Source organism: Rhizobium sp. AAP116, from assembly GCF_001295785.1.
Classification (GTDB): Bacteria; Pseudomonadota; Alphaproteobacteria; order Rhizobiales; family Rhizobiaceae; genus Allorhizobium.
The window spans coordinates 1-23,424 of sequence record NZ_LJIB01000006.1 but is presented as its reverse complement, the minus strand read 5'-3'; the positions used below and the strand labels follow the sequence as shown (position 1 = coordinate 23,424).

General features: G+C 62.1%; 19 protein-coding genes. 8 read left to right on the top strand and 11 right to left on the bottom strand.

Annotated features, from left to right (window positions below):
* The coding region (locus IP85_RS05400; protein ID WP_156322748.1) for an EamA family transporter at window positions 1–376 on the top strand (376 nt) is incomplete at its 5' end.
* A 15-nt stretch (window positions 377–391) separates the two neighbouring features.
* On the opposite strand, the gene arsA is transcribed toward IP85_RS05400, so the two are convergent.
* From arsA to IP85_RS05375, 5 genes are all read right to left on the bottom strand, one after another.
* A complete protein-coding gene (gene arsA / locus IP85_RS05395; RefSeq protein WP_054148661.1) occupies window positions 392–2,161 on the bottom strand; it encodes an arsenical pump-driving ATPase in 1,770 nt (589 codons plus the stop codon).
* A gap of 82 nt (window positions 2,162–2,243) precedes the next feature.
* The gene (locus tag IP85_RS05390; protein WP_054148660.1) at window positions 2,244–3,101 is read right to left on the bottom strand and encodes a metal ABC transporter permease; all 858 of its coding nucleotides are present in this window, start codon (window positions 3,099–3,101) and stop codon (window positions 2,244–2,246) included.
* Window positions 3,098–4,006 (bottom strand): metal ABC transporter permease, encoded by a 909-nt coding sequence (locus IP85_RS05385; RefSeq protein WP_054148659.1) that lies wholly within the window; start codon window positions 4,004–4,006, stop codon window positions 3,098–3,100. Before IP85_RS05385 ends, IP85_RS05390 begins: the two co-directional genes overlap by 4 nt.
* Window positions 3,987–4,868 (bottom strand): manganese/iron ABC transporter ATP-binding protein, encoded by an 882-nt coding sequence (locus tag IP85_RS05380; RefSeq protein WP_054148662.1) that lies wholly within the window; start codon window positions 4,866–4,868, stop codon window positions 3,987–3,989. Before IP85_RS05380 ends, IP85_RS05385 begins: the two co-directional genes overlap by 20 nt.
* Window positions 4,869–4,870: 2 nt before the next feature.
* Window positions 4,871–5,758: a metal ABC transporter substrate-binding protein gene (locus IP85_RS05375; RefSeq protein ID WP_054148658.1), complete on the bottom strand. Its 888-nt coding sequence runs from the start codon at window positions 5,756–5,758 to the stop codon at window positions 4,871–4,873.
* A gap of 246 nt (window positions 5,759–6,004) precedes the next feature.
* On the opposite strand from IP85_RS05375, the gene IP85_RS21870 reads away from it, so the two are divergent.
* Both IP85_RS21870 and IP85_RS05365 read left to right on the top strand, forming a co-directional pair.
* On the top strand, window positions 6,005–7,501 hold the full coding sequence (locus tag IP85_RS21870) for a hypothetical protein (protein ID WP_082347595.1): 1,497 nt from the start codon (window positions 6,005–6,007) through the stop codon (window positions 7,499–7,501).
* Between the two features lie 110 nt (window positions 7,502–7,611).
* On the top strand, window positions 7,612–8,976 hold the full coding sequence (locus IP85_RS05365; protein ID WP_054148657.1) for a M20 family metallopeptidase: 1,365 nt from the start codon (window positions 7,612–7,614) through the stop codon (window positions 8,974–8,976).
* A 120-nt stretch (window positions 8,977–9,096) separates the two neighbouring features.
* Here IP85_RS05365 and IP85_RS05360 read toward each other — a convergent pair whose 3' ends face one another.
* Entirely contained in the window at window positions 9,097–9,987 is an 891-nt protein-coding gene (locus IP85_RS05360) for a LysR substrate-binding domain-containing protein (RefSeq protein WP_082347594.1), read from the bottom strand.
* Between the two features lie 100 nt (window positions 9,988–10,087).
* Between IP85_RS05360 and IP85_RS05355 the strand changes: the two genes are divergently transcribed.
* Window positions 10,088–10,495, top strand: a complete 408-nt coding sequence (locus IP85_RS05355) for a tautomerase family protein (RefSeq protein WP_054148655.1) — start codon at window positions 10,088–10,090, stop codon at window positions 10,493–10,495.
* Between the two features lie 103 nt (window positions 10,496–10,598).
* Here the strand turns inward: IP85_RS05355 and lysS are convergent, their stop codons facing one another.
* The 5 genes from lysS to IP85_RS05330 form a co-directional block, all read right to left on the bottom strand.
* The gene (gene lysS, locus IP85_RS05350; protein WP_054148654.1) at window positions 10,599–12,095 is read right to left on the bottom strand and encodes a lysine--tRNA ligase; all 1,497 of its coding nucleotides are present in this window, start codon (window positions 12,093–12,095) and stop codon (window positions 10,599–10,601) included.
* Between the two features lie 163 nt (window positions 12,096–12,258).
* Complete coding sequence (gltX, locus tag IP85_RS05345) at window positions 12,259–13,716, bottom strand: glutamate--tRNA ligase (RefSeq protein WP_054148653.1); 1,458 nt, start codon at window positions 13,714–13,716, stop codon at window positions 12,259–12,261.
* Window positions 13,717–14,175: 459 nt separating this feature from the next.
* Complete coding sequence (locus IP85_RS05340; protein WP_054148652.1) at window positions 14,176–15,945, bottom strand: SLC13 family permease; 1,770 nt, start codon at window positions 15,943–15,945, stop codon at window positions 14,176–14,178.
* Between the two features lie 156 nt (window positions 15,946–16,101).
* Entirely contained in the window at window positions 16,102–16,860 is a 759-nt protein-coding gene (locus IP85_RS05335; RefSeq protein WP_054148651.1) for a TerC family protein, read from the bottom strand.
* Between the two features lie 113 nt (window positions 16,861–16,973).
* Window positions 16,974–17,642 carry a TetR/AcrR family transcriptional regulator gene (locus tag IP85_RS05330; RefSeq protein ID WP_054148650.1) on the bottom strand — a complete coding sequence of 223 codons (669 nt, stop codon included), beginning with the start codon at window positions 17,640–17,642 and terminating at the stop codon, window positions 16,974–16,976.
* A 172-nt stretch (window positions 17,643–17,814) separates the two neighbouring features.
* Here IP85_RS05330 and IP85_RS05325 point away from each other — a divergent pair, with 172 nt between their 5' ends.
* The 4 genes from IP85_RS05325 (at window position 17,815) to xylB (ending at window position 23,294) form a co-directional block, all read left to right on the top strand.
* On the top strand, window positions 17,815–19,002 hold the full coding sequence (locus tag IP85_RS05325; RefSeq protein WP_054148649.1) for an HlyD family secretion protein: 1,188 nt from the start codon (window positions 17,815–17,817) through the stop codon (window positions 19,000–19,002).
* Between the two features lie 34 nt (window positions 19,003–19,036).
* Window positions 19,037–20,620, top strand: coding sequence for a DHA2 family efflux MFS transporter permease subunit (locus IP85_RS05320; protein WP_054148648.1), 1,584 nt, complete (start codon window positions 19,037–19,039; stop codon window positions 20,618–20,620).
* 170 nt (window positions 20,621–20,790) lie between these two features.
* Window positions 20,791–21,816 carry a LacI family DNA-binding transcriptional regulator gene (locus IP85_RS05315; RefSeq protein ID WP_054148647.1) on the top strand — a complete coding sequence of 342 codons (1,026 nt, stop codon included), beginning with the start codon at window positions 20,791–20,793 and terminating at the stop codon, window positions 21,814–21,816.
* Window positions 21,817–21,839: 23 nt separating this feature from the next.
* Window positions 21,840–23,294: a xylulokinase gene (gene xylB, locus IP85_RS05310; RefSeq protein WP_054148646.1), complete on the top strand. Its 1,455-nt coding sequence runs from the start codon at window positions 21,840–21,842 to the stop codon at window positions 23,292–23,294.
* Window positions 23,295–23,424 lie beyond the last annotated feature (130 nt).

The following is a 23,424-nucleotide window of genomic DNA, read 5'->3' as shown; positions in this document are numbered from 1 at the left end:
CCCCCAGCCGTCGACGAGTTTCTTCTATCTGGCGATCGTCGGGTTCATCGGCTCGAACCTGCTCGGTCCTTTCTTCTGGACGCCGTTCACGCCTTTGGGATGGGGGCTGATGCTCGCCCTCTGCTGTACCGGCATCATCGGGCATCTTTCGCTGATCAAGGCCTATGAAAACCTCGATGCCGTGATCGTCCAGCCGATCTCCTATTGGCAGCTTGTGCTGGGTGCTATGATTGCGGTCACTGTGTTTGGCGAAGTGCTGCGCTGGAACACGGTGGTCGGCGCCGTGATCGTTGTCGGCGCCGGCCTCTTCACGGTCTGGCGGGAATGGGTGGTGTCGCGCCGTGCCAAGCGCGCCGAGGAAGAGGCACGGGTATGATGTGCTGGGGAGGTCTTATTCCTCCTCAGCGATCTCTTTCAGTTCTTCCAACCCCACCGGTGCGATCGGGCGGAAGTCCAGGCCATAGACACGGCTTGCGCAATCGCGCTTCACCCTTTCGATCTGCGCCTTCTCGCCCCGGATGCGGGCGCGCAGGAGCGGGTCGCGGGTGCCTGTGATTGCCATCGACTTGTTGACCACCCAGCCATAGGGCGCGATGCCTGCGCGACGCAGGTCGTCCTGCAGGGCTGATGCTTCCGAGACCGGTGTCGTCTCCGGCAGCGTGACGAGCAGGACGCGCGTAAAGGCGGGGTCCTGCAGGCGCATCAGCGGGGTCACCATGCGCCCGGGAGCATTGTCGTCCATGTGGCGTGTCATCTGGCGGTGATAGGCGCCTGTTGCATCGAGCAGCAGCAGCGTGTGGCCTGTCGGGGCCGTGTCGATGACCACGAAGTTAGAGCGCGCTTCGCCGACGACGCGGGAGAAGGCGTGGAAGACGGCGACTTCCTCCGTGCAGGGCGAGGCGAGATCCTCGCGCAGCAAGGCCTGGCCGGCGTCATCGAGATCCCGGCCCTTGGTCGACATGATCTTGTCGATGTAACGGGCCGTCTCTGCCTCTGGGTCGATGCGATCGACCGTCAGGCCTGGCATGGCGGCGGCACCGACGACGAAGGACAGGTGTGCTGCCGGGTCTGTCGTGGTGAGATGGACCGTATGGCCGCGGGCGGCGAGCCCGACGGCGACGGCTGCGGCAACGGTGGTCTTGCCCACACCGCCCTTGCCCATGACCATGACAAGGCCCTTGCCGCTTGCCGCGATTTCGTCGACCAGCGTCGAAAGGCGGGGAAGGTCCAGGCTTTCGAAAGCGTCGTTGGTGGGATCAACCGCAGGGCTGATGGCAGTTTCTGACAGCAGCCCGCGCAGGGCGGTGAGCCCCACCATGTCGAAGGCTTTGAGGGCGACTTCGTCGCGGGGCAGTAAGGAGAGGGCAGGCGGCAGCTCGGCGAGCGCCTTTGCCTGCTCTGCCGCAAAGGCTGAGGCCACAGGGTCGTTCGGGTCTGACGGGATGAAGCACCCGTTGACGGCGAGCATCTGGTTGGAGAGGCCGAGTTCAGAGAGCTCCCCAGCGGTGCGGGCAGCTTCGCGGATTGCGCCGCGCTCGGCGCGGGTGACCAGCACGATCGTGGTTCGCGCGGGATCGCCGAGGCATTCGAGTGCCGTGCGGAACCGGTCTTCCTGCATCTTCAGCCCGGAATGGGGGCCAAGGCAGGAGGCGCCGCGTTCGTTGGCTTCGAGAAAGCCTGTCCAGGCCTTGGGCAGGCTGAGAAGTCGCAGGGTGTGGCCGGTCGGCGCCGTGTCGAAGATGATGTGGTCAAACAGCGGGTTGTCATCGGCGAGCAGGCCGACAAACTCGTCAAAGGCAGCAATCTCGGTGGTGCAGGCGCCGGAGAGCTGTTCGCGCACGGTGGCGCGATCCTTGTCGGTGGCTTCAGGTCCCATCTGGCTGAGTACGCGCAAACGGTAGTCTTCGGCCGCGGCTTCAGGATCAATGTTCATCGCGGACAGGCCTGACACTCCCGGCACCGGTGTCGGATCGCTGCCAAGGGTCACGCCCAGCATCTCGTCGAGATTGGAGGCGGGGTCGGTGCTCACAAGCAGGATCTTCAGTCCCTGATCGGCGAGCGCAATGGCGGTCGCGCAACTGAGCGAGGTCTTGCCGACGCCACCCTTGCCGGTGAAGAAGAGGTGGCGGGTGGGTTTCTGAAGCAGATTCATCGTCGACATGGGTGTCCATCCTCGCGTTGATGGTCTGACCCTAGCCCGCACTTGCCCTTGCGGACTTGATCCATGCCAAGTGGCAGGGTGATCAGATGTCTTCTGCTGCGGCGATGCGGTTGACGCTGCGGGCCTGCCAGAGCGTGCGGAAGAAGGCGAGCATGAAGATGCCGCTCATGATCAGGACGATCGTCGGGGCGGGTGCGCTGTCGATGAAGAAGCTCAGATAGATGCCCGCCAGCGAGGACGAGACCGCGACGATCACAGCCGTCACCAGCATCGTTGCATAACGCTTCGTGAGCAGGAAGGCGATGGCGCCTGGAGCGACGAGCATGGCGACCGACAGGATGATGCCAACAGCCTTCAAGGCGCCGACGACGACCAGCGAGAGCACGGCGAGCTGGCCGTAATGCAGCAGGCGGACCGAGAGGCCGATGGCGCGTGCGTGCTGCGGATCGAAGGCATGGGCCAGAAGATCCTTGCGCAAGACGACGAGGAACGCCGTGGCGAAGAGGGCGATCAGGCCGGTTTCTATGAGGTCGGAGGTCAGCAGGCCCAGCATGTCGCCGAAGAGGATATGGTCGAGGTGCACGGAGCTCTGGACCTTGACATAGAGCACGAGGCCGAGGCCGAACATGCCGGAAAAGACGATGCCGAGCACCGTGTCTTCCTTGATGCGGCTGTTCTCCTTGATGAAGCCGGTGAGAAGCGCGCAGACGAGACCGGCGACAAAGGCGCCGATCGCCAGCGGAATACCGGCGATATAGGCGATGACAACACCCGGCAGCACGGCATGGGAGACGGCGTCGCCCATCAGTGACCAGCCCTTGAGCACCAGCAGGCAGGAGAGAAGCGCCATCGGAATGGCAATCATCAGCGTGACCAAGAAAGCCGTCTGCATGAAGGGCAGCTGGAAAGGGAGGATGGCCAGTTCGAGGATTTCGCTCATGCGGTCCGCTCCTCGGCTAAGCGGTGAGGCTCTGCCGTCGATGCGGGAGGCATGGGCTCCAGCGCTTCGCGCGCGCGGCTGCGGGCAGCGAGCAAGCCGTGCTTCGGGGCGAAGAGGAAGGCTGCCAGGAAGATGATGGTCTGCAGGACGACGATGATGCCGCCGGTCGCGCCATCGAGAAAATAGCTCGCATAGGCGCCAATAAAGCTCGTGCCGGCACCGATGCCGAGCGCCATGAGTATCAGCCGCTGGAAGCGGTCTGTGAGCAGATAGGCGGTGGCACCTGGCGTGACGACCATGGCGATGACGAGGAAGGCGCCGACGGTCTGCATGGCGGCGACCGTGGAGGCGGCCAGCAAAGTGAAGAACATCACCTTGAGGCGTTCGGGTTTGAGACCGATGGAGCGGGCGTGGTTCTCGTCGAAGAAGGTGACCATCAGGTCCTTCCACTTCAGCGTCAGCACGATGAGGCTGACGCCGCCGATCAGCACGAGCTGCAGCGTGTCGGCCGGCGTGATCGCGAGGATATTGCCGAGCACGATGGTCTTGATGTCGATCGAGACGGGCGAGATCGAGACCATGAACAGGCCAAGGCCGAAGAAGGATGTGAAGATCAGGCCGATGATCGCGTCTTCCTTCAGCTTGGTGCGCTGGTTGAGGAAGAGGATGGCCATCGCCGCCAGTCCGCCCGACATGAAAGCTCCGAACGCAAAAGGCAGACCCAGCATATAGGCGCCGGCAACGCCCGGCACGATGGCATGGGAGAGCGCGTCGCCGATCAGCGACCAGCCTTTGAGCATCAGATAGGCGGACAGAAATCCGCAGACGCCGCCCACAAGCGCAGACACCAGAATGGCGTTGCGCATGTAGTCGTAGGTGAAGGGCTCAACCAGGGTCGCGAGCATCGGCGGCTCCCGGTTTCGGCGTGCCATAAATAACGAAAGGACGTTCGTCGTCGGTGATGACGGTGACCTCGCGGCCGTCATCATCGTCATGCAGATCGCGGCCGGCCAATACGAAGTGGCGCAGCGCGCCGCCAAAGGCGGTCTTGAGGTTCTCTTCAGTGAAAGTGTCTTCGGTCTTGCCCGACGCGATGACGGTGCCCTTGACGAAAATCGTGCGGTCGCAGAAGTCGGGCACGCTGCCGAGATTGTGGGTCGAGACCAGCATCACCCGGCCTTCGTCGCGCAGGTCCTTCATCAGGCCGATGATCTGTTCTTCGGTGGTGACGTCGACGCCGGTGAAGGGTTCGTCGAGCAGGATCACCTGGCCTTCCTGGGCGAGCGCACGGGCAAGGAAGACGCGTTTGCGCTGGCCGCCGGAGAGCTCGCCGATCTGGCGCTTGCGGTAATCGCCCATGCCAACGCGGGCGAGCGCCTCGTCGACCAGTTGGTGATCGCGTTTCGAGGGGATGCGCAGGAAGTTCATGTGGCCGTAGCGGCCCATCATCACGACGTCTTCGACGAGGACGGGGAAGTTCCAGTCGACTTCTTCCGCCTGGGGGACGTAGGCGACGAGATTTTGTTTGAGCGCCTGTTTGACGCTCATGCCGAGCACGCGGATTTCGCCTGAGGCAACCGGCACGAAGCCCATGATGGCCTTGAAAAGCGTTGACTTGCCGGCGCCGTTGACGCCGACAAGGGCAGTGATCGTTCCGGGCGGGATGGCGAAGCTCGCATGACGCAAGGCTGTGTGGCCGTTGCGATAGGTCACCGTCACATCCTCTGCGGAGATGCCTTCGCGGCTGCGTCTCGTGCCCGATCCCATGATCATCCGGCAAATCCCTTCACGATGGTCGAAACCGTCACCTTCAGGAGATCCAGATAGGTCGGGACCGGGCCGTCGGGCTCACTCAGGGAATCCACATAAAGGATGCCGCCATAGCGTGCCCCGGTTTCGGCTGCGACTTGGCTGGCCGGCTTGTCGGAGACGGTGCTCTCGGAGAATACGACGGGGATCTTGTTTTCGATCACCTGGTCAACGACGGCCTTGACCTGTTGGGGTGTGCCCTGGCTGTCTGCATTGATCGGCCAGAGATAGAGTTCTTTCATGCCGAGGTCGCGGGCGAGGTAGGAGAAGGCGCCTTCGCTGGTGACAAGGAAGCGCTCGTTTTCCGGTATCTTGGCAATTTCCGCCTTCATCGGCTCGATTTCGGCGCGGATCTTGTCCGAATAGGTCCGGGCATTGAACTCGTAGATCGCAGCATTGGCCGGGTCGATCTCTGTCAGGGCCTTGCGGATGTTCTCGACATAGATCAGCGCATTTTCCGGCGACATCCAGGCATGCGGGTTGGGTTTGCCGTCATAGGCGCCGCCGGCAATGCCGATCGGCTCGATGCCGTCGCTGACGGTGACCGTTGGCACATCCCCGAGATTGGCGAGGAATTTCTCGAACCAGGCTTCGAGGTTCAGGCCGTTGCGCAGCACCAGATCGGCGTCGCGGGCCTTCAGGATATCGCGCGGAGTCGGCTGATAGCCGTGAATTTCTGCGCCGGGCTTGGTGATGCTTTCCACCGTCGCCGCGTCGCCGGCAACGTTCTGGGCGATATCGGCAATGACGGTGAAGGTCGTGACGACCTTGGGCTTGTCGTTGGCAAGGGCCACCCCCGGCAGCATCAGCGCGAGGGCAAAAAGACGGCAGGCAAGCTTTGAGACCATGGTCCATTCCTGTTCTTGCAAGTCATTCTCATTAAAACCTATCGCGCTTCGCGCTGATGTCAACGCTTTTGCAAATCATTTGCAAAAAGCTTTCCGTGATCTGTGCCGGAACTGGAAAGCCGGGGTTAAAGGTTCCGCAAGGAGAGGTGCGTATGCTCACGTCCAGTATTGCGTAAACAGTCGGGACGGTGTCATGGCGGAGTTCCAAGCGTGAAGGTGCCCAAGATCCACCTTTCACGAAAGCTCATGCTGATTTTGGGTGGGGTTCTCGTCACCCTCGGCGGCACGGGTGCCGCTGCCGTCTATATCGGTGCCGACAAGCTGCTCGGGCCCTCCTATGCGGAGTTGAACGGCCTCGAATGCACCGAGGTGAAGACCGTCGAGATCCATAAAAAGGATCGCTTCTGGGTGCGCAAATTCATCACCACAGATGAACCCGGTGACGGGCTTGCCCGCGTCAAGACCGCGCTTCGCGTGGCGAAGACCCTGCAGGAAACGAAGAAGGCCGACCTGGTTCAGGTGGTCGTGCTTGACACCAGCGGCCCCAAGGATCGCTCGGGCATGCGCGGTCGTGCGGTCGGGGCTGATATCATCTATGTGCCGGATCCGAGCCACGTGCCTGAGGAAATGTCAGCGCGTGTTCTGACGGCGCGTTATGCCGACGGTCTTGCCGCGCCGAATGGCGAGTTCTTCGGCGAGCGTGTCGACATGCTCGAAGCGGATATTCAGGCGCTCGTCGCCAAGCTCAACGACCAGACGGATTGCGTCAAGCCGGAAGGTCTGGTGACGGAGGCCGAGGGCCATGGTGAGAAGGCCGCCGATGGTCACGGTAAGGCGCCGGCTCATGGCGCCGAGGATGCCCATGGCGAAAAGTCGGCCGAAGGGCATGGCGAGGCGGATGCCAAGGGTGATGCCGAAGGTCATGGCGATGCGCCTGATGGTGAGCATGGCGAGGAAACGCCGGTTGCCGAACATGGCGCCGAAGAGAGCAAGGGCTGGATGGCCTCGCTGATGGGCATGGTCGGTCTTGGCGGCGATGAAGCGCCAGCCGAAGGGCATGCCGCACCGGCGGATGGCCATGCCGCGCCCGCCGACGGTCATGGTGCCGTGGCCGAGGGACACGAGGCGGTGGCCGAGGATCATGCGGAACCGGCTGCTGTCGCGTATGGAGACGCGGCGACCGATCATGCTGCAACGGATCCTGCTGCGCATGCTGAAGAACCGACTGCCGAGGCAGCGCATGCGGCTGCGCCCGAGCATGGTGCTGAACAGATCGCGCATACAGAAGAGAATCCCGCTGTTGTCGATGAGGCTGCGGCCCACAGCGCAGATGAAAGCAGCCACGACGGTGCAATCGAACAAGCCGCAGGCCATGACACTGCTGCCGGTGACACGTCTGTTGCCGAAGAGGCGCCCGCCGAAGGCGACGGCTGGTTCTCATCGCTGAAGAGCATGGTTGGGCTTGGCGGTTCCCAGGAGGAGGCGCCCGTCGCAGATGTCGCCGCTGAAGCCAAGCCCGCCGAGGCTTCGGATGGTGCCAAGAGTGACGACCACGGGGCTGCCTGGCTCGAGAAGATGCGGGCGCAGCCGATTGCACCAGAGGGTGCGGCTGCTGCCGCGCCGGCAACGAAGCCGGAAGAGCATGGTGCTGCGACTGATGCGCATCCACCCGCGGAAGACGAAGCAATCCTGCCGCCCAAGGCCAAGGCCGAAGGTGACGAGCATGCGAAAGCCGATCACTGAGGTTTGCTGGCCGGCTTTGCGATCCTGAATTTCTGCGCTGACGGGTCGTCATGGCCCTCGAATCCTGTAGTCTTGCGTCGGGAGGTCCCACGCAACACGACCGGGAACCGATGGAACGCACGACCCTTATTCAGCACGCATCCGATTATGCTTCGGGTGGCGGTCTCGCCGCTGATCTCGCAACGCTTGTCGCGCGCCCTTCGGTCAGCCAATCGGAGGGGCTGCCGGAGGATCTCATCACCTATCTTACGGAGGATGTCAGGCCGATGCTCGAAGGCATCGGATGCGACTGCCGGATTTTCGACAATCCCCTGGCCGGTGGTGCGCCCCTTCTCGTCGGCGTGCGGATCGAGGATGCAGGCCTGCCGACCATCCTGATCTACGGTCATGGGGATGTCTGCAACGGCGAGGCGTCCCGCTGGCGCGAGGGCTTGCACCCCTTCCAGCTGACACAGGAAGGCGACCGGCTTTACGGCCGGGGCACCGCCGACAACAAGATCCAGCACCTGATCAACATCAAGGCCCTGGAGACGGTGATCAAGGCGCAGGGGCGCCTCGGCTTCAACGTAAAGCTCGTGCTGGAAATGGCGGAGGAGACCGGGTCTTACGGCTTGCGCGAGTTCTTCGAGCGCGAACGCGACCTGTTGTCGGCGGATGTGCTGATTGCCTCCGACGGGCCGAGGCTGCAGGTCGAGACACCGACGATGTTCATGGGGTCGCGCGGCGGCTTAAGCTTCGATCTCGTCGTGGATTTGAGGCCGGGGGATCATCATTCCGGCAATTTTGGTGGTCTGCTGGCAGATCCGGTGATCCTGCTCACCCATGCCATCGCCGCCATAGTCGATCGGCGCGGCCAGCTCCTGGTGCCGGAATGGCGGCCGACGAGCCTGACGCCGGATATTCGCGCAGCCTTGAAGGATTTGCCGCCGCGCCGGCATGATGCCGATTGGGGGGAGGCGGATCTCACGCCATCCGAACGGGTCTTTGGCTGGAACTCGCTAGCCGTTCTCGCGATTTCGGCGGGCAACATCGCGGCCCCGCAGAATGCCATTTCCGGATCGGCGCGGGCGACCTGTCAGCTGCGATTTGTCGTCGGCACCGATATGGACGAGATCCTGCCGGCGCTCAGGCGTCATCTCGATGCCGCAGGCTTTCCGATGGTGGAGGTCCGCCCCAAGGGGCCAGCCTTCAAGGCGACGCGCTTCCCGCCGGATCACCCCTGGGTTCGCTTCGTCGAACAGTCGATCACGGCAACGACCGGCAAGGCGCCGCATCTCCTGCCCAATCTTGCAGGTTCTCTGCCGAACGATGTCTTCACCGACGTTCTGGGTGTGCCGACGATCTGGATCCCGCATGCGCATGCCGACTGCGGCCAGCATGGACCGAACGAGCATGCGCTCTTGTCGATTGCCGAAGAGGGCATGCGGATCATGACGGGGCTTTTTCTCGACATCGCCGAAAAGGGCGCGCCGTGAGCCGTGTGAGATTTTGGCTATGGCACGGAGGCGAAGATAAGTGCATGTGCCGGGTCGATTAGGCCAGGCTGCGCACAAACGCGATGTCTGGCAGATGCCTCACCCGATATGCCGTGTCCTTCAGCGCATCGGTGGCGGAAACTCGGCAATGGCTCCGGTCAGCCATTCAACGAAGTGTTGGGTCTTGCGCCGACCCCTGCGTGTAACTTTGATGAAATAGCTGTATTCGCTTTGGTGGAAGCCAAATGGTGCCAACAGTCGGCCCGCGATTACGTCCGTGGCGACAAGATGCCAGGGAGCGATGGCCGCACCAAGACCATTCAGGGCAGCCTCGATGGTCAGATGATAGTGGTCGAAAGTTCTTGACGCCCTTGCGCTGTCTGCACACTTTTCATCGATCAAACGTGCCCATTCCTGCCAGACATTTACGCGTGTCCGCGTTTCCAATCGAGGCAACTCGCTCACCCAGGCGATGGCGTCATGTATGGGCCCGGTCGCAATCGACGGCGCGAAGATCAGACCCAGTTGTTCCTGGAATAGCAGCGCATAGTCAGATTGGACCACCGAGCCCGGTGCCATGATCAGGATCTCAACATCTACCGGATTGCGCGGTGCCCGGTCATCGGTCGCCAGCCGCACATCGTAGCCGGGATGCCTGGCGGTGAAGTCATGCAGGCGTGGCACCAACCAGCGGATGGCGAAGGTGCTCAGACAGGCGACGTCCAGTATGCTGTCTTCGCCCCTGGAGATGAGGCGCAATGCATCTTCAATCTGGTCGAAGGCCGCCGTTAGCGCAAAACCGAAAACCCGGCCTTCGGGCGTCAGCCGAGGACGATTCCGTGGGCCTTCAAACAGTTGTGTTCCGATTGCTGCTTCCAGATGGCTGACATGCCGACTTATTGCGCTATGGGTCACGGATAGCTCCTCGGCAGCTTCCGTAAGGGTACCATGGCGCGAAGCTGCCTCAAAGGCACGGAGTGCTGCCACTGGCAGGTTCTTTCGGTTTTTCATGTGAGCGAAAGTCACAAACAACGGATCTAAATGTCAATATGTGCGGCATGATCAGCGTGATAATTCGCAGTAATCTTCAATAAATCAGAGAGGTTGCATTATGCCCTTCATCAGAACCGCCTTGCCCCTTGGAACCGATGTCCTGCGCAGACGGCACATTGTCGAGGGCATTCACGATGCGCTGGTCGGGGCTATAGGCATGCCCCAGGACGAACTGTTCAATCTCGTCAGCGAGTATCGCGACGGCGAGTTTTTCTGTGATCGCGGCTTTAACGGTATTGCTCGTTCGGATGCTGTCATCGTGGTCGAAATCACCATGCGGCGCGGCAGAAGCGACGCCATGAAGCGCGCGCTCTATGCGGCCATCGCACAGAATTTGGAAACGCGGGCCGAGATTTCTCCGAAAGACATCTTCATCTTCATGCACGAAAATGACTATTCGGACTGGAGCGTCGGCAATGGTGTGTTTGCCATGGAAATCGCCCAGCAACGCGGCACCGATATCTGACACGAGACTAAAGGTGTTTAGGCTCGCCCATGCGCGCTCGCAGTCTTCCGGCTGCGAGCGTTCTCTGTCTTAGGAAAGATCATGGAATCCCGTCTTGCCCTGATCAGTCAGCCTTGTTGCGGCGGGCCGGGAAGAGGATGACGTCGCGGATCGACGGGGCGTTGGTCAAAAGCATGATCAGGCGGTCGACGCCGATGCCGAGGCCGCCGGCGGGCGGCATGCCCTGGTCGATCGCATCCAGGAACTCGTCGTCGAGCTGCTTGTCCTTTTCGCCGCGCGAATGGGCCTGTTCGAGCTGCTCGACCATGCGCTTGCGCTGCTCTTCCGGATCGTTCAACTCGGAGAAGGCGTTGCCGACTTCCCAGGCGTTGCAATAGGTTTCAAAACGCTCGACGAGGCGCGGTTCGCCCGGCACTTCCTTGGCAAAGGGCGAGATGTCCTTCGGGAAATGCGTGACGTGGCTCGGCTGGATCAGCGTGCCCTCGACCTTCTCTTCGAAGATGAAGGCGAGGCATTCGCCCCAGGTCCAGTCCTTCTCAACGGCAAAACCGGCAGCCTTGGCGGCGGTGCGGGCTTCCTCGTCGGTCTTCATCGCGAGGAAGTCGATGCCGGTCGCTTCCTTGACGGCATCAGGCATCGGCACGCGCTTGAATGGACCCTTGAAGGAAAGCTGCTTGTCACCGAAGGTGAGGTCGGTTGTGCCGTGGATGCCGATCGCAAGCGTCTCGAACATGCGCTCGACGAGGCCCATCATGTCCTCGTAATCGGCATAGGCCCAGTAGCATTCCATCATGGTGAATTCGGGATTGTGGCGGGTCGATACACCTTCGTTGCGGAAGTTGCGGTTGACCTCGAACACCTTGTCGGCAAGCCCCGAGACCAGCGTGCGCTTCAGGAACAGTTCCGGCGCAATGCGCAGATACATGTCCATCTTCAGCGTGTTGTGATGGGTCTTGAAGGGTTCGGCCGTTGCGCCGCCATAGACGGTCTGCAGCATCGGCGTCTCGACTTCGAGGAAGCCTTCGCCCTCGAGGAAGCGGCGGATGCCGGAGACGATCTTCGAGCGCTGCTGGAAGCGCAGCTTGGATTCCTCATTGGTGAGGATGTCGAGATGGCGCTTGCGGTAGCGCAGCTCGATGTCGGCGAGACCGTGATACTTCTCCGGCATGGGGAGGAGCGTCTTGGTCAGCATGGTGATTTCATGGGCGTTGATCGTCAGCTCGCCGCGCTTGGTGCGACGGACCTGGCCCTTGACGCCGATGATGTCGCCGAGGTCGATCATCGGCAGAAGCGCGCGGGCTTCTTCCGGCGTCGTGTCCTTGTGGGAGAAGATCTGGATCTTGCCCGAGGCGTCATGGATGTCCATGAACATGCCGGAATTGCGCGAGGAATAGACGCGGCCGGCCACCGTGATGATGTCCTCAGACGTTTCGTCCAGTTCCAGGCCCGCGTATTTCTCGGCGAATTCCGCATTGGTCATCGTCCGGTGGAAATGCGCCGGATAGACGTCGCCGACCTGGTCGCGCAGCAGCGCAAGCTTCTGGCGGCGGACTTCTGTCGGGTCGGAGGAGAGGGCGGTTTCGGTGGTCTGTTCGGTCATGGTGTGGTTCCTGTGGCGGCCTCTGGCCTCTGCAGTATGTCTTTGCCCCTCACCCTACCCTCTCCCCGCAGGCGGGGAGAGGGGGTGACTGCGGCGCCGTTTGCTTCCTTCTCCCCGCTTGCGGGGAGAAGGTGCCGGCAGGCGGATGAGGGGCACTCAGTCCTCAGTTCTGCGCACCTGCCATCGCGGTCAGCACCTGGATCGCAACCTTCAACCGCTGGCGCACGACCGAGCGGCCGAGCAGCGCCATACTGTCAAACAGCGGCAGCGAACGCTGGCTGCCGGAGACGGCGACAAAGAGGGGCGGGGTGACGACGCGGAGCTTCTTGCCCATCCGTTCGGAGATCGCGCGCAGCTCTTCCTCGATGGTCGCGACGTTCCATTCGAGGATCTTTTCGAGATCCGCCTGAACGGTGGTGACGATTTCGAGCGTTTCGGCCGGGCTGGTCTTCAAGCCGCCGAAGGAGGCGGGCGAAACGCCGACGTCGTTGGCGAGCAGGAAGCCGGCCAGCGGCGGGACTTCGCCGAGCTTGGTGACGCGGCTCTGGGCGAGCTTGAGGCCTTCAACCAGACGGTCATTCTCCATCGACCAGTCGAGCACGCGGGCAACAAAGTCTTCCGGTGTCAGCTTCTCGCGCAGCCAGCGGCCGTTCAGCCAGTCGAGCTTCTGGATGTCGAAGATCGCGCCGGCCTTGGAGAGGTTGTCGGGATCGAACTTTTCGATCAGCTCTTCCATCGACAGCAGTTCCTCGCCTTCGGCGATCTGGATGAAGAACAGGCCGAGGAAGTTCATCAGCGCTTCCGGCAGATAGCCGAGGGCCGAGTAATAGGAAATCGAGGTCGGGTTCTTGCGCTTCGACAGCTTCGACTTGTCGTGATTGCGCATCAGCGACAGGTGCATGAAGACCGGCGGCTCAAGGCCGAGATGGCGGTAGATCAGGATGTGCTTGGGCACCGATGCCAGCCACTCTTCGCCGCGCGCGACGTGGGTGATCTTCATCATGTGGTCGTCGACGACGTTTGCCATGTGATAGGTCGGCATGCCGTCGGCCTTGAGCAGCACCTGCATGTCGACGCTTTCCCACGGGATCGAGACGTCGCCATAGACGCCGTCGTGGAAATCACACGAACCTTCGGTCGGCACCTTCAGGCGCACGACATGCGGCTCGCCGGCGGCAACGCGGGCGGTTACTTCCTCGGCCTTGAGGTGCAGGCAGTGGCCGTCATAACCCGGCGGCTTGCCGGCGGCGCGCTGGGCTTCGCGCATGCTCTCCAGACGTTCGGGCGTGCAGAAGCAATGGAATGCGCCGCCATTGTCGAGCATCTTGTCAACATAGGGGCGGTAGAGATCCTTGCGCTCGGACTGGCGATAGGGACCGTAGGGGCCGCCAACGTCAGGACCTTCCGACCAGGTGAGGCCTGTCCATTTCAGCGCGTCCAGCACCTTCTGTTCGAATTCGGCTGTCGAACGCGTCGCATCGGTGTCCTCGATGCGCAGGATGAACTCACCGCCGAATTTCTTGGCGAAGAGATAGTTGAACAGCGCGATATACGCGGTGCCGACATGGGGTTCGCCGGTGGGGGAGGGTGCGATGCGGACGCGGACGCCTGATGTGGTCATGAAATTCAGCTCGTGGTGCGTGCGGGGGACCTGGCGCCTTGGCGCTGGATCGAAAAATTGTGAGACTGCCGATGATGGCCTGCGATGGACAGGGTGGGGCCCAGAGGACCGCCTGTTCCACCGCGAGGCCTTAAGGCCATATTCATGGCCGTGCGTCAAGAAAAACCACGGAAACAGGCGCGTCAGAGGCCATTGCCGAAATTTCGAAATTTTTCTGCAAGCCCGGAACCGGAAGGCGTAAGCCGCGTTCTTATGACAGAGCGCAGGCCGTGCCAACCGGACGCGACGGGATATGGGGAACACGGGAGTTTTTCCGGTTTCTTTCCGTGGCCAACGAAATGGCAGACGAGCCCCTTAACCGTCCGGCCTGCGCTCTCCCCAAGTCCCCGCCCCCAAGGAAAACCTGCGTCCCGCCGACGCAGGTTTTTCTTTGTGTTAATTTTCCGCGCCCTGGCCGGATCAGCTGACCGGCCAGACCATCAGCAGGGTTGGCACCGAGACCAGTACGATGAGGATGGAGAGGGGTAGCCCAAGCCTCGGATAGTCCGAAAAGCGATAGCCGCCGGGACCCATGACAAGCGTGTTGCACTGGTGGCCAATGGGGGTCAGGAAGTCGCAGCCGGCACCAATGGCAACTGCCATCAGGAACGCCTCCGGCTTGTAGCCGAGGCCAGTGGCAAAGCTTGCGGCAATCGGCGCCATCACGAGAACTGTCGCGGCATTGTTGAGGAAGGGCGTAACGGCCATCGCCGTCAGCAGGATCATCGCCACCGCACCCCAGACGGGCATGCCGCCGGCTGCGGCGTTCAGCCAGCCGGCGATCACGTCGCTGCCACCTGACGTGCGCAAGGTATCGGCCACGGGTATGAGCGCCGCGAGCATCACGAGGATCGGTCCGTCGACGGCGCGATAGACCTCGCTGACCGGAATGACACCGAAGGCGACCATGGCAAGGGCTGCGGCGAAGAAGGCGATCGCGACAGGGGCAAGGCCAAGCGCGGTGGCACCCATTGCGACCACCAGGATTGCGAGGGGGATGAAGATGTTACGGCTCGTTCCGAGCAGGATTTCCCGTTCGGCGAGCGGCAGGCAGCCGAGTTCGGTCAGGATGGAGGGCATCTGCTGGCGTAGGCCCTGAAGCAGTACCACGTCGCCGGAGCGTAGCGTCAGCTGGCCGAGACGTTCCCGGATGCGCTTGCCCTGGCGGCTGACCGCCAGAAGATTGACGCCATAGGTATGGACCAAAGACAGCTCGCTGGTTGTCTGGCCGATCAGCGGTGAGCCTCGACCGATCACGGCCTCGACCGACGAGATATCGCCACGCTTCTTGCGATCGCGCTCGGTGCTGCCGGAAAGGCTCAGATTGCCCTGGGACACAATGCGGTCAAGCGCCTCCGATGGTCCTTCGAGGAGAAGCGTGTCCTCTTCATGCAAAAGCACGTCAGGGAATGGCGAGAGGCGCGTGTGTCCGCGCAGGATCGCGCTGGCGGTCACCTCGCCATGCGCGGTCTGCAAAAGGTGATGCAGGGTCTTGCCGGCAAAGGGCGATTGCCGGGTGATCATCGCTTCCGTGGCAAAGCTCGAACTTTCCAGTGCTTCCTGCAGTGACGGGTTCTGGTTCTCACGACGGGGGACCAGCCAGTAGAAGAAGATCAGGAAGACGATGCCGGCGGCTGCAAGCGTCGCGCCGACCGGGGTGAAGTCGAACATGGTGAAAGACTGGCCGGTCAACTCCTCGCGTAGCCGCGAGACCGCGATGTTCGGCGAGGTGCCGATCTGTGTCATGAGCCCGCCAAGCAAGGCCGAAAAGGCCATCGGCATCAGAAAGACCGATGGCGGGACATTGGACCGGCGGGCGAACTGGAAGGCGACGGGCATCATGATCGCCAGTGCGCCGATGTTCTTGATGAAGGCGGACAGGACCGTTACCGTCACCAGCAGGAGCAGCATCTGGCCGTGCAGGGAGGTCAGGGCAGGAAAGAAGCGCTTGATGGCGAGGTCCACGACGCCCGACCGCGCGACGCCGGCGCTGACCACGAGAGCGCTGCCGACGATGATGACGAGATCATCCGAAAAGCCGGAGAAAGCCTCGCCTGCCGGCACCAGCCCGACGGCGACGGCGGCCACGAGGGCGCAGCAGGCGATCACGTCGTAGCGGAATTTTTCCCACAGGAAGGCCGCCATCATGATGGCGATGATGCCAAAGGCGAGGATCTGCTCGTAGGTCATGGCGCTCCGGCACGATGCTGGCGTGATCTGGAAGGCGTAGGAGCTTGCTTGAAGTCTGGCAAGGGCCGACCGGTTCCCGCACTTAACGTTCGACAGCAAAATGGCCCATCGTCAGGACGGGCCATTTCTGTTCGAGCGTTCGGTTGCCGCTGCCAGTCAGTGCACGACGGCTTTCTGCAGGCGATCCCGCTCGCGCTTGCGTCGTGCAAACATGTTGAGCACCTCGACGAGTGCCGAGAAAGCCATGGCAGCATAGACATAACCCTTGGGCACATGGAAGCCCATGCCCTCGGCGATCAAGGTCATGCCGATCATCATCAGGAATGCCAGTGCCAGCATGACGATGGTCGGGTTCTTCTCGATGAAGTTGGCAAGCGGGGTCGCGGCAACCAGCATGACGGTCACGGCCGCAACCACGGCGACGACCATGATCGGGACATGCGGTGTCATGCCGACGGCTGTAATAATGCTGTCGATCGAGAAGACGAGGTCGAGCAGCAAGATCTGGCCAATGGCGCTCGTGAAGGTCGTGGATGCGGTGGAGGCGATGAAGTCCTCTTCCTTGTCGACGGGGTCGACGGCGTGGTGGATTTCTTTCGTCGCCTTCCAGACAAGAAAGAGGCCGCCGGCGATCAGGATCATGTCCTTCCAAGAGAAGCCTTGGCCAAAGAGCTCGAAGACGGGCGTGGTCAACTGGACGATCCAGGCGACCGTGCCGAGCAGGGCGAGACGCATGACAAGAGCAAGCCCAATGCCGATACGGCGCGCCTTTTCGCGCATCTCGGCGGGCAGCTTGTTGGTCAGGATCGAGATGAAGATGAGGTTGTCGATGCCGAGCACGATCTCCATGACGACGAGCGTCACGAGTGCGACCCAGGCGGCGGGGTCCTGGAGGAGAGCGCTGATATTGTCCATGAGTGGCTTCCGTGCTGATCAAGCGGACGAGGGAGCCCAGGAAATGAGCCATATCCCGAGCAGTGGCAAGCAGCGAATTAAAGTCCGTGCGCGGAAAAAAGTTCCGTCGCAGATCAGCCCTGGGACTCGGGGCTTTTCGGGCCGTAGAAGTTCATGAACATACGAAGGCCGGATTCCACCACGCGTGCGATCTCCTTGTCGTCGGGTCGCACGGGGATGTCGTTGAACAGGCGCTTCTTGAAATAGCCTGCCGTTGACATGTCGATGAATTGGCGTGCTGCCAGATCGCTGTCTTCGACCGAGAGTTCGCCCTTTTCGTTGGCCGCAGCAATATAGTCCTGCAGCAGCACCTTGATATTGGTGGGCGACGAAGCAAAAAAGCGCTGACAGAGCGTCGGCATCCGGTCGAGCACACCCATCAGGATACGCATCGTCGGGATCATCTCCGTGTCGAGAATGAAATGCGCGTGGGCGAGCGCGTAGCGCCGCAGGCCTTCCTCGACATGGGTGCTTTCTTCGAGGATCTGTCGGATAGCGGCATCAAAGGCGCTCTTCTCACGCTCGACCAGAGCGCCGAACAGATCCTCCTTGCTCTGGAAATAGACGTAGATGGTGCCTTTCGACACGCCTGCCTCGCGGGTGACGTCATTCATGCTTGCGGCATCGTAGCCGAGCTTCATGAAGACCCGCTTGGCCCCATCCAGGATCTGTCCCCGCTTGACCGGATCAGCGCCCGCAGCGAAGCGACCCACCCCGGCGACGGGGTAGGAGGGCGGCGTCATGGCGATTTCCTGCTCTTGTTTCGACATTTCCTGACCGACAAAAAATTAACTGCGTTGCGCGGCCTCGTCTCCAAGGCCCGTTTCTGCCTCTTGATATGGGACAAAAAAGGCTCTATGTCAATCGAACCGAACGGTTCAGTTCGAGAGAGTTCACCAATCCCCGGTCCATATCATGTCAGCGACGCCAAGATCCACCGCCCTTCGTTCCACTTCCACTCCAGTCGACCGGAATGAGGCTGCGCCCCTGACGGAGATGGATGCAGGGGACCCCCATCCGCCGCAAGAAGCGGCGGCCTCCAAGCCGAAACGCCGCAGCCCTGTGCTGCCGATTATCCTTGCTGCACTGCTCGCAGGCGGTGCCTGGTACGGCTATCAATGGTGGACCGATGGTCGCTTCATGGTGTCGACCGACGACGCGTATATCGAAGGTGACATTGCAATCATCTCACCTAAGGTTTCCGGATACGTCGAGAAGGTCAACGTCGCCAGCAACCAGGTCGTCCGTGCCGGCGATCCGCTTGTGACCCTCGATGGCGGCGACTACCAGATCGCCTATGATCAGGCTGTTGCCGGCAAGCAGAGCTCCGAGCTTGCGATCGCCCGCATCGATGCGCAGATCGTTGGTGGCCAAGCGAGCGTCGTGCAGGCTCAGGCGCAGCTCGGCTCTCTGGAGGCTGCGGTTCGGGGCGCCGAAATCACGGAAAAGCGCGCGAGCGAGCTTGCTGCCAAGAGTATCGGCACCACCGCCGATCTCGACAATGCCAAGGTGGCGCTCGACCAGGCCCGCGCCAATCTGGTGGCCGGTCAGGCCGCAGTCGCTTCGGCCGAAGCCAATCTTTCGATCCTCAAGGCGCAGCGCGATGAGGCGGTGAACGCCGTGAAGGTGCAGGATCAGGTGGTGGCGAAAGCCAGGCGTGACCTCGACTTTACCGTGCTCAAGGCGCCCTATGATGGCGTGATCGGCAATCTCTCGGTTCAATCAGGAGATCTCGTCTCGTCCGGCAAACGTCTGGCGGCCCTGGTGCCGACCAGCGAGCTCTATATCGAGGCGAACTTCAAGGAAACCCAGATCGCGCATCTGGTGCCGGGTTCCAAGGTCTCAATCCATGTCGATGCCTATGGCGACGATGCGCTCGAAGGTACGGTCACCTCGATCGCTCCGGCCTCCGGCGCCATCTTCTCCATGCTGCCGGCGGAAAACGCCACCGGCAACTTCACCAAGGTTGTCCAGCGCGTGCCTGTCCGCATTGCGCTGCCCAAGGAAGCGCTTGCCGGCGGCCATCTGCGTGCCGGCCTCAGCGTTATCGTCGACGTCGACACCCGCACGGCCCCCGAGGGCCAGGCGCTTGCCGCGAAGTAACACCACCGGCTGACGTTATCGAAAGGGCCGTGTCATGGCCGCAATCACCTCAACAGCCATCGCGCCCTCGGCACCTGCCGAGGAGCGGATGGATCCGAAACGCGTCTTCGCCTTCCTGGCGATGGTGTTCGGCATGTTCATGTCGATCCTCGACATCCAGATCGTTTCGGCCTCGCTTGCCGAAATCCAGGCCGGTCTCGGGGCCGGATCCGACGAGGTTGCCTGGGTGCAGACCTCCTATCTGATCGCCGAAGTGATCATGATCCCGCTGTCCGGCGTGCTGGCCCGGATCGTTTCGACCCGTGTGCTCTTCACCTTTTGTGCGGCGGGCTTCACGCTCGCCAGTGCTCTCTGCGCCACGGCCACCAATATCGAGCAGATGATCGTCTACCGCGCGATCCAGGGCTTCATCGGCGGTGGCATGATCCCGTCCGTCTTCGCGGCTGCGTTCACCATCTTCCCGCCGTCCAAGCGCAACATCGTCTCGCCGATGGTCGGTCTTGTCGCCACACTCGCGCCGACGATCGGCCCGACGATCGGCGGTTACATCAGCCATGCCATGTCGTGGCACTGGCTGTTCCTGATCAATGTGATCCCGGGGATCCTGGTCGCTGCTGCAGCCTGGAGCCTGATCGATTTCGACAAGCCTGATCTCAAGCTTCTGAAGAAGTTCGACTGGTGGGGACTGGCCTCGATGGCGGTCTTCCTCGGCACGATGGAATTCGTGCTGGAGGAGGGCAACAACAAGGACTGGTTCAACGACCACCATATCGTGCTCGGCACCGTCGCTATGGTGATCGGCGGGGCGATCTTCTTCTGGCGCGTCTTCAAGGTCGAGTTGCCGGTCGTGGACCTGCGCGCCTTCTCCAATGCCAACTTCGCCTTCGGCTCGCTGTTTTCCTTCGTCATGGGTGTCGGCCTCTATGGTCTTACCTATCTCTACCCCCTCTATCTCGGGCGTATCAGAGGTTACGACTCGCTGATGATCGGCGAGACCATGTTCGTCTCGGGTGCCGCGATGTTCCTCACCGCGCCGGTGGCGGGCGCACTGTCGAACAAGCTCGATCCGCGCGTGATGATGATGATCGGTTTTTCCGGCTTCGCGCTTGGTACCTACATGATGACCGGGATTACGGCAGACTGGGACTTCTACGAACTCCTGGTGCCTCAGATCCTGCGTGGTTGCTCGCTGATGATCTGCATGGTGCCGATCAACAACCTGGCGCTCGGCACGCTGCCGCCGGACCGCATCAAGAACGCTTCCGGCCTTTTCAATCTGACTCGAAACCTCGGCGGTGCGGTCGGGCTTGCTATCATCAACACCATGCTGACGCAGAGATCCGACGACCATTATGCGCGGCTTTCCGAGCAGCTTTCCTGGGGCAATCAGGCGGCTCTAGACTGGCTCGCCAGTGTCGGCGCCAACTATGACAGTTATGGCCTTGATGGCACGGCGGTGGCGATCAAGAAACTGTCGGGTGTGGTGACGCAGCAGGCCTGGCTTCTCTCCTTCATGGATGTGTTCATGGGGCTGACGGTGCTCTTTGTTGCGCTGGTCTTCATGGTGCTGCTTCTCAAGAAGCCGAAGGGTGCGGCACCCGCTGGCGCTGGCCATTGACACCACCATGCCCGGGTAAGCTTGCGGGTTCAGGCTCTCCCTTGATCTCCAAGGCTCAGACCGCCTCACATGTTGAGGCGGTCTCTTTTTTTCGAGCGGAAGAGGTACGTACGTCAAATTCTGATTTACGTACCTCATTCGTCGGTGTAGGACAGGCGCCGGAGGAGAGAATGAAGCCGACTGTCCATGACATTGCGAGCCGTGCGGGCGTCAGCCTTGCCACCGTCGATCGGGTTTTGAACCGTCGGCCGGGGGTGAGCGCGCGGACCCGGGAGAAGGTGGATCAGGCTGTCAGCGAGCTCGGCTTCGTCCGCGACGTGGCGGCGGCGAACCTTGCCAAGGGGCGTGTCTATCCGCTGACATTCATCATTCCCTCGAACGACAATTCCTTCATGCGGGGCTTGAGGCTTGCACTCGAAGAGGCAAGCGCACGTGCCGGCGTCGAGCGCATCTCGATCCGGTTGGTCGACGTGCCGGCTTTCGATGCCGCAGCGCTTGCTGCCGCTCTCAGGCAGGCGGCAATGGAAGAGCCGGCGGGCATTGCCTTCGTCGCTGTCGATGCTCCCGAGGTTGCCGCGGCTGCGGCCGAGATTTCAGAGAGTGGCATTCCGCTTGTCACCCTGGTCTCGGATCTCTCGGGCGCAGAGCGAGATCATTATGCCGGGATCGACAATACAGCTGCCGGGCGGACGGCTGCGAGCCTGCTTGGACGGTTTGCCGGTGGTCGCAGTGGTATAGTCGCGGTGCTCGCGGGCTCCATGCTGGTGCGCGACCATCGTGAGCGCTGCGATGCCTTCGCCGCCGTGATGGCTGCGGACTTTCCCACGCTTGCCTTGCAGCCGGTGCTCGAAGGTCGGGACGATCCCGATGTCGTCGAGCAGTTGGTCGCCGACCTTTTTGCAAGCCGCAGCGACATCGTTGCACTCTACAGCCTGGGGGCCGGCAATCGCGGTCTCGTCCGGGCGTTGGACCGTCTGTCGCCTGAGCGCCGTCCGGTCGTGATTGCCCATGAGCTGACGGAGACGACGCGCGGGGCGCTCCAAGCGGGCCTCATCGATGCCGTGCTCAATCAGGATGCCGGCCACGAGGTGCGCAGTGCCATTCGTGTCTTGAAGGCCAAGGCCGACGGGTTGCCTGTCGTCGCCGCCCAGGAGCGCATTCGTATCGACATATTCTTGAAGGACAATCTGCCCTGAAGGCAGAGGAATGGAGGACACCCATGTATCTCGGATTGGATCTCGGCACATCCAGCGTCAAGGCGATGCTGATCGACGGTGAGCAGAAGGTTGTCGGTGTCGGCCATGCCGGTCTCACCGTGCAGCGGCCGCATCCGGGCTGGTCGGAACAGGCGCCCGGCGACTGGCTCCAGGCGACGGAGGAGGCGGTTGCGGCGCTGAAGGCGTCGCATCCCAAGGAACTTGCAGCGGTCAAGGGCATCGGACTTTCCGGCCATATGCATGGCGCGACGCTCATCGACGCCAAGGACCAGGTGCTCCGGCCCTGCATTCTCTGGAATGACACACGCAGCCACGCGGAAGCCGCGAGCCTTGACGCCGATCCGCGCTTTCGGGCGCTGACCGGCAATATCGTCTTTCCGGGCTTCACCGCGCCGAAGCTTGCCTGGGTGAAGAACAATGAACCCGACATCTTTGCCCTGGTGGCGAAGGTGTTGTTGCCGAAGGATTACCTGCGGCTCTGGCTGACGGGCGAGTATCTCTCCGACATGTCGGATTCGGCCGGCACCAGCTGGCTCGATACCGGCAAGCGTGCCTGGTCGAGCGAGTTGCTGGAAGCCACCGGGCTGACCGTCGACCAGATGCCCGGCCTCGTCGAGGGCACGGATCGCGCCGGCACCCTGCGCGCCGAACTCGCCGAAAAATGGGGCCTTAGCTCCGATGTTGTTGTTGCCGGCGGGGCAGGGGATAATGCCGCCTCGGCCTGCGGCATGGGCACGGTCGCCGAAGGTCAGGCCTTTGTCTCGCTCGGCACGTCAGGCGTGCTCTTCGCGGCAAACGCCTCCTATCTGCCGAAGCCGGAAAGTGCCGTGCATGCGTTTTGCCACGCGCTGCCCAGGACCTGGCACCAGATGGGCGTCATCCTGTCGGCCACCGACGCGCTCAACTGGCATTCCGGCGTGACCGGCAAGTCGGCTGGCGAGCTGACCGCCGAACTGGGCGATGCGCTGAAGGCGCCCACCGGGGCTACTTTCCTTCCCTATCTCTCGGGCGAACGCACGCCACACAATGACGCGAAGATCCGTGGCGCCTTTATCGGTCTCGGCCATGAGAGTGATCGGGTCGTGCTGACCCAGGCGGTGCTGGAAGGCGTGACCTTCGCCATCCGCGACAGCCTCGAGGCGCTGAAGTCTGCTGGGACCTCGATCAGCCGGGTCACCGCCATCGGCGGCGGTTCGCGCTCGCGCTACTGGCTGTCATCGATCGCCACCGCGCTTGATATGCCGGTCGACATTCCCGCCGACGGTGATTTCGGTGCTGCATTCGGGGCGGCACGGCTCGGGCTGATTGCGGCGACGGGGGCGGATCCGCTTTCGGTCTGCACGGCGCCCGAGACGGCGGAGACGATTGAGCCAGTCAAGGCGCTTAGCTCTGCTTACGATACAGCCTATGGCCGCTACCGGGCGCTTTATCCGGTCATCCGTTCCCTCGGCAGCTGACGCCCCCTCATCCGCCTGCCGGCACCTTCTCCCCGCTGGGGAGAAGAGACAAGCGGCACGCGCTGACATTCTCCTCTCCCCAGCGGGGAGAGGGCAGGGTGAGGGGGAACCCCACCCGCCGCATCACCCC

What these genes read in the sequence shown, in the direction of transcription:
- IP85_RS05335 (WP_054148651.1), bottom strand. Translation starts at nt 16,860, where the DNA reads ATGGACAATATCAGCGCTCTCCTCCAGGACCCCGCCGCCTGGGTCGCA.
- IP85_RS21870 (WP_082347595.1), top strand. Translation starts at nt 6,005, where the DNA reads ATGCTGATTTTGGGTGGGGTTCTCGTCACCCTCGGCGGCACGGGTGCC.
- IP85_RS05375 (WP_054148658.1), bottom strand. Translation starts at nt 5,758, where the DNA reads ATGGTCTCAAAGCTTGCCTGCCGTCTTTTTGCCCTCGCGCTGATGCTG.
- IP85_RS05390 (WP_054148660.1), bottom strand. Translation starts at nt 3,101, where the DNA reads ATGAGCGAAATCCTCGAACTGGCCATCCTCCCTTTCCAGCTGCCCTTC.
- IP85_RS05365 (WP_054148657.1), top strand. Translation starts at nt 7,612, where the DNA reads ATGGAACGCACGACCCTTATTCAGCACGCATCCGATTATGCTTCGGGT.
- IP85_RS05325 (WP_054148649.1), top strand. Translation starts at nt 17,815, where the DNA reads ATGTCAGCGACGCCAAGATCCACCGCCCTTCGTTCCACTTCCACTCCA.
- IP85_RS05330 (WP_054148650.1), bottom strand. Translation starts at nt 17,642, where the DNA reads ATGACGCCGCCCTCCTACCCCGTCGCCGGGGTGGGTCGCTTCGCTGCG.
- xylB (WP_054148646.1), top strand. Translation starts at nt 21,840, where the DNA reads ATGTATCTCGGATTGGATCTCGGCACATCCAGCGTCAAGGCGATGCTG.
- IP85_RS05360 (WP_082347594.1), bottom strand. Translation starts at nt 9,987, where the DNA reads ATGAAAAACCGAAAGAACCTGCCAGTGGCAGCACTCCGTGCCTTTGAG.
- IP85_RS05355 (WP_054148655.1), top strand. Translation starts at nt 10,088, where the DNA reads ATGCCCTTCATCAGAACCGCCTTGCCCCTTGGAACCGATGTCCTGCGC.
- IP85_RS05315 (WP_054148647.1), top strand. Translation starts at nt 20,791, where the DNA reads ATGAAGCCGACTGTCCATGACATTGCGAGCCGTGCGGGCGTCAGCCTT.
- IP85_RS05340 (WP_054148652.1), bottom strand. Translation starts at nt 15,945, where the DNA reads ATGACCTACGAGCAGATCCTCGCCTTTGGCATCATCGCCATCATGATG.
- IP85_RS05380 (WP_054148662.1), bottom strand. Translation starts at nt 4,868, where the DNA reads ATGGGATCGGGCACGAGACGCAGCCGCGAAGGCATCTCCGCAGAGGAT.
- IP85_RS05320 (WP_054148648.1), top strand. Translation starts at nt 19,037, where the DNA reads ATGGCCGCAATCACCTCAACAGCCATCGCGCCCTCGGCACCTGCCGAG.
- IP85_RS05385 (WP_054148659.1), bottom strand. Translation starts at nt 4,006, where the DNA reads ATGCTCGCGACCCTGGTTGAGCCCTTCACCTACGACTACATGCGCAAC.
- gltX (WP_054148653.1), bottom strand. Translation starts at nt 13,716, where the DNA reads ATGACCACATCAGGCGTCCGCGTCCGCATCGCACCCTCCCCCACCGGC.
- lysS (WP_054148654.1), bottom strand. Translation starts at nt 12,095, where the DNA reads ATGACCGAACAGACCACCGAAACCGCCCTCTCCTCCGACCCGACAGAA.
- arsA (WP_054148661.1), bottom strand. Translation starts at nt 2,161, where the DNA reads ATGTCGACGATGAATCTGCTTCAGAAACCCACCCGCCACCTCTTCTTC.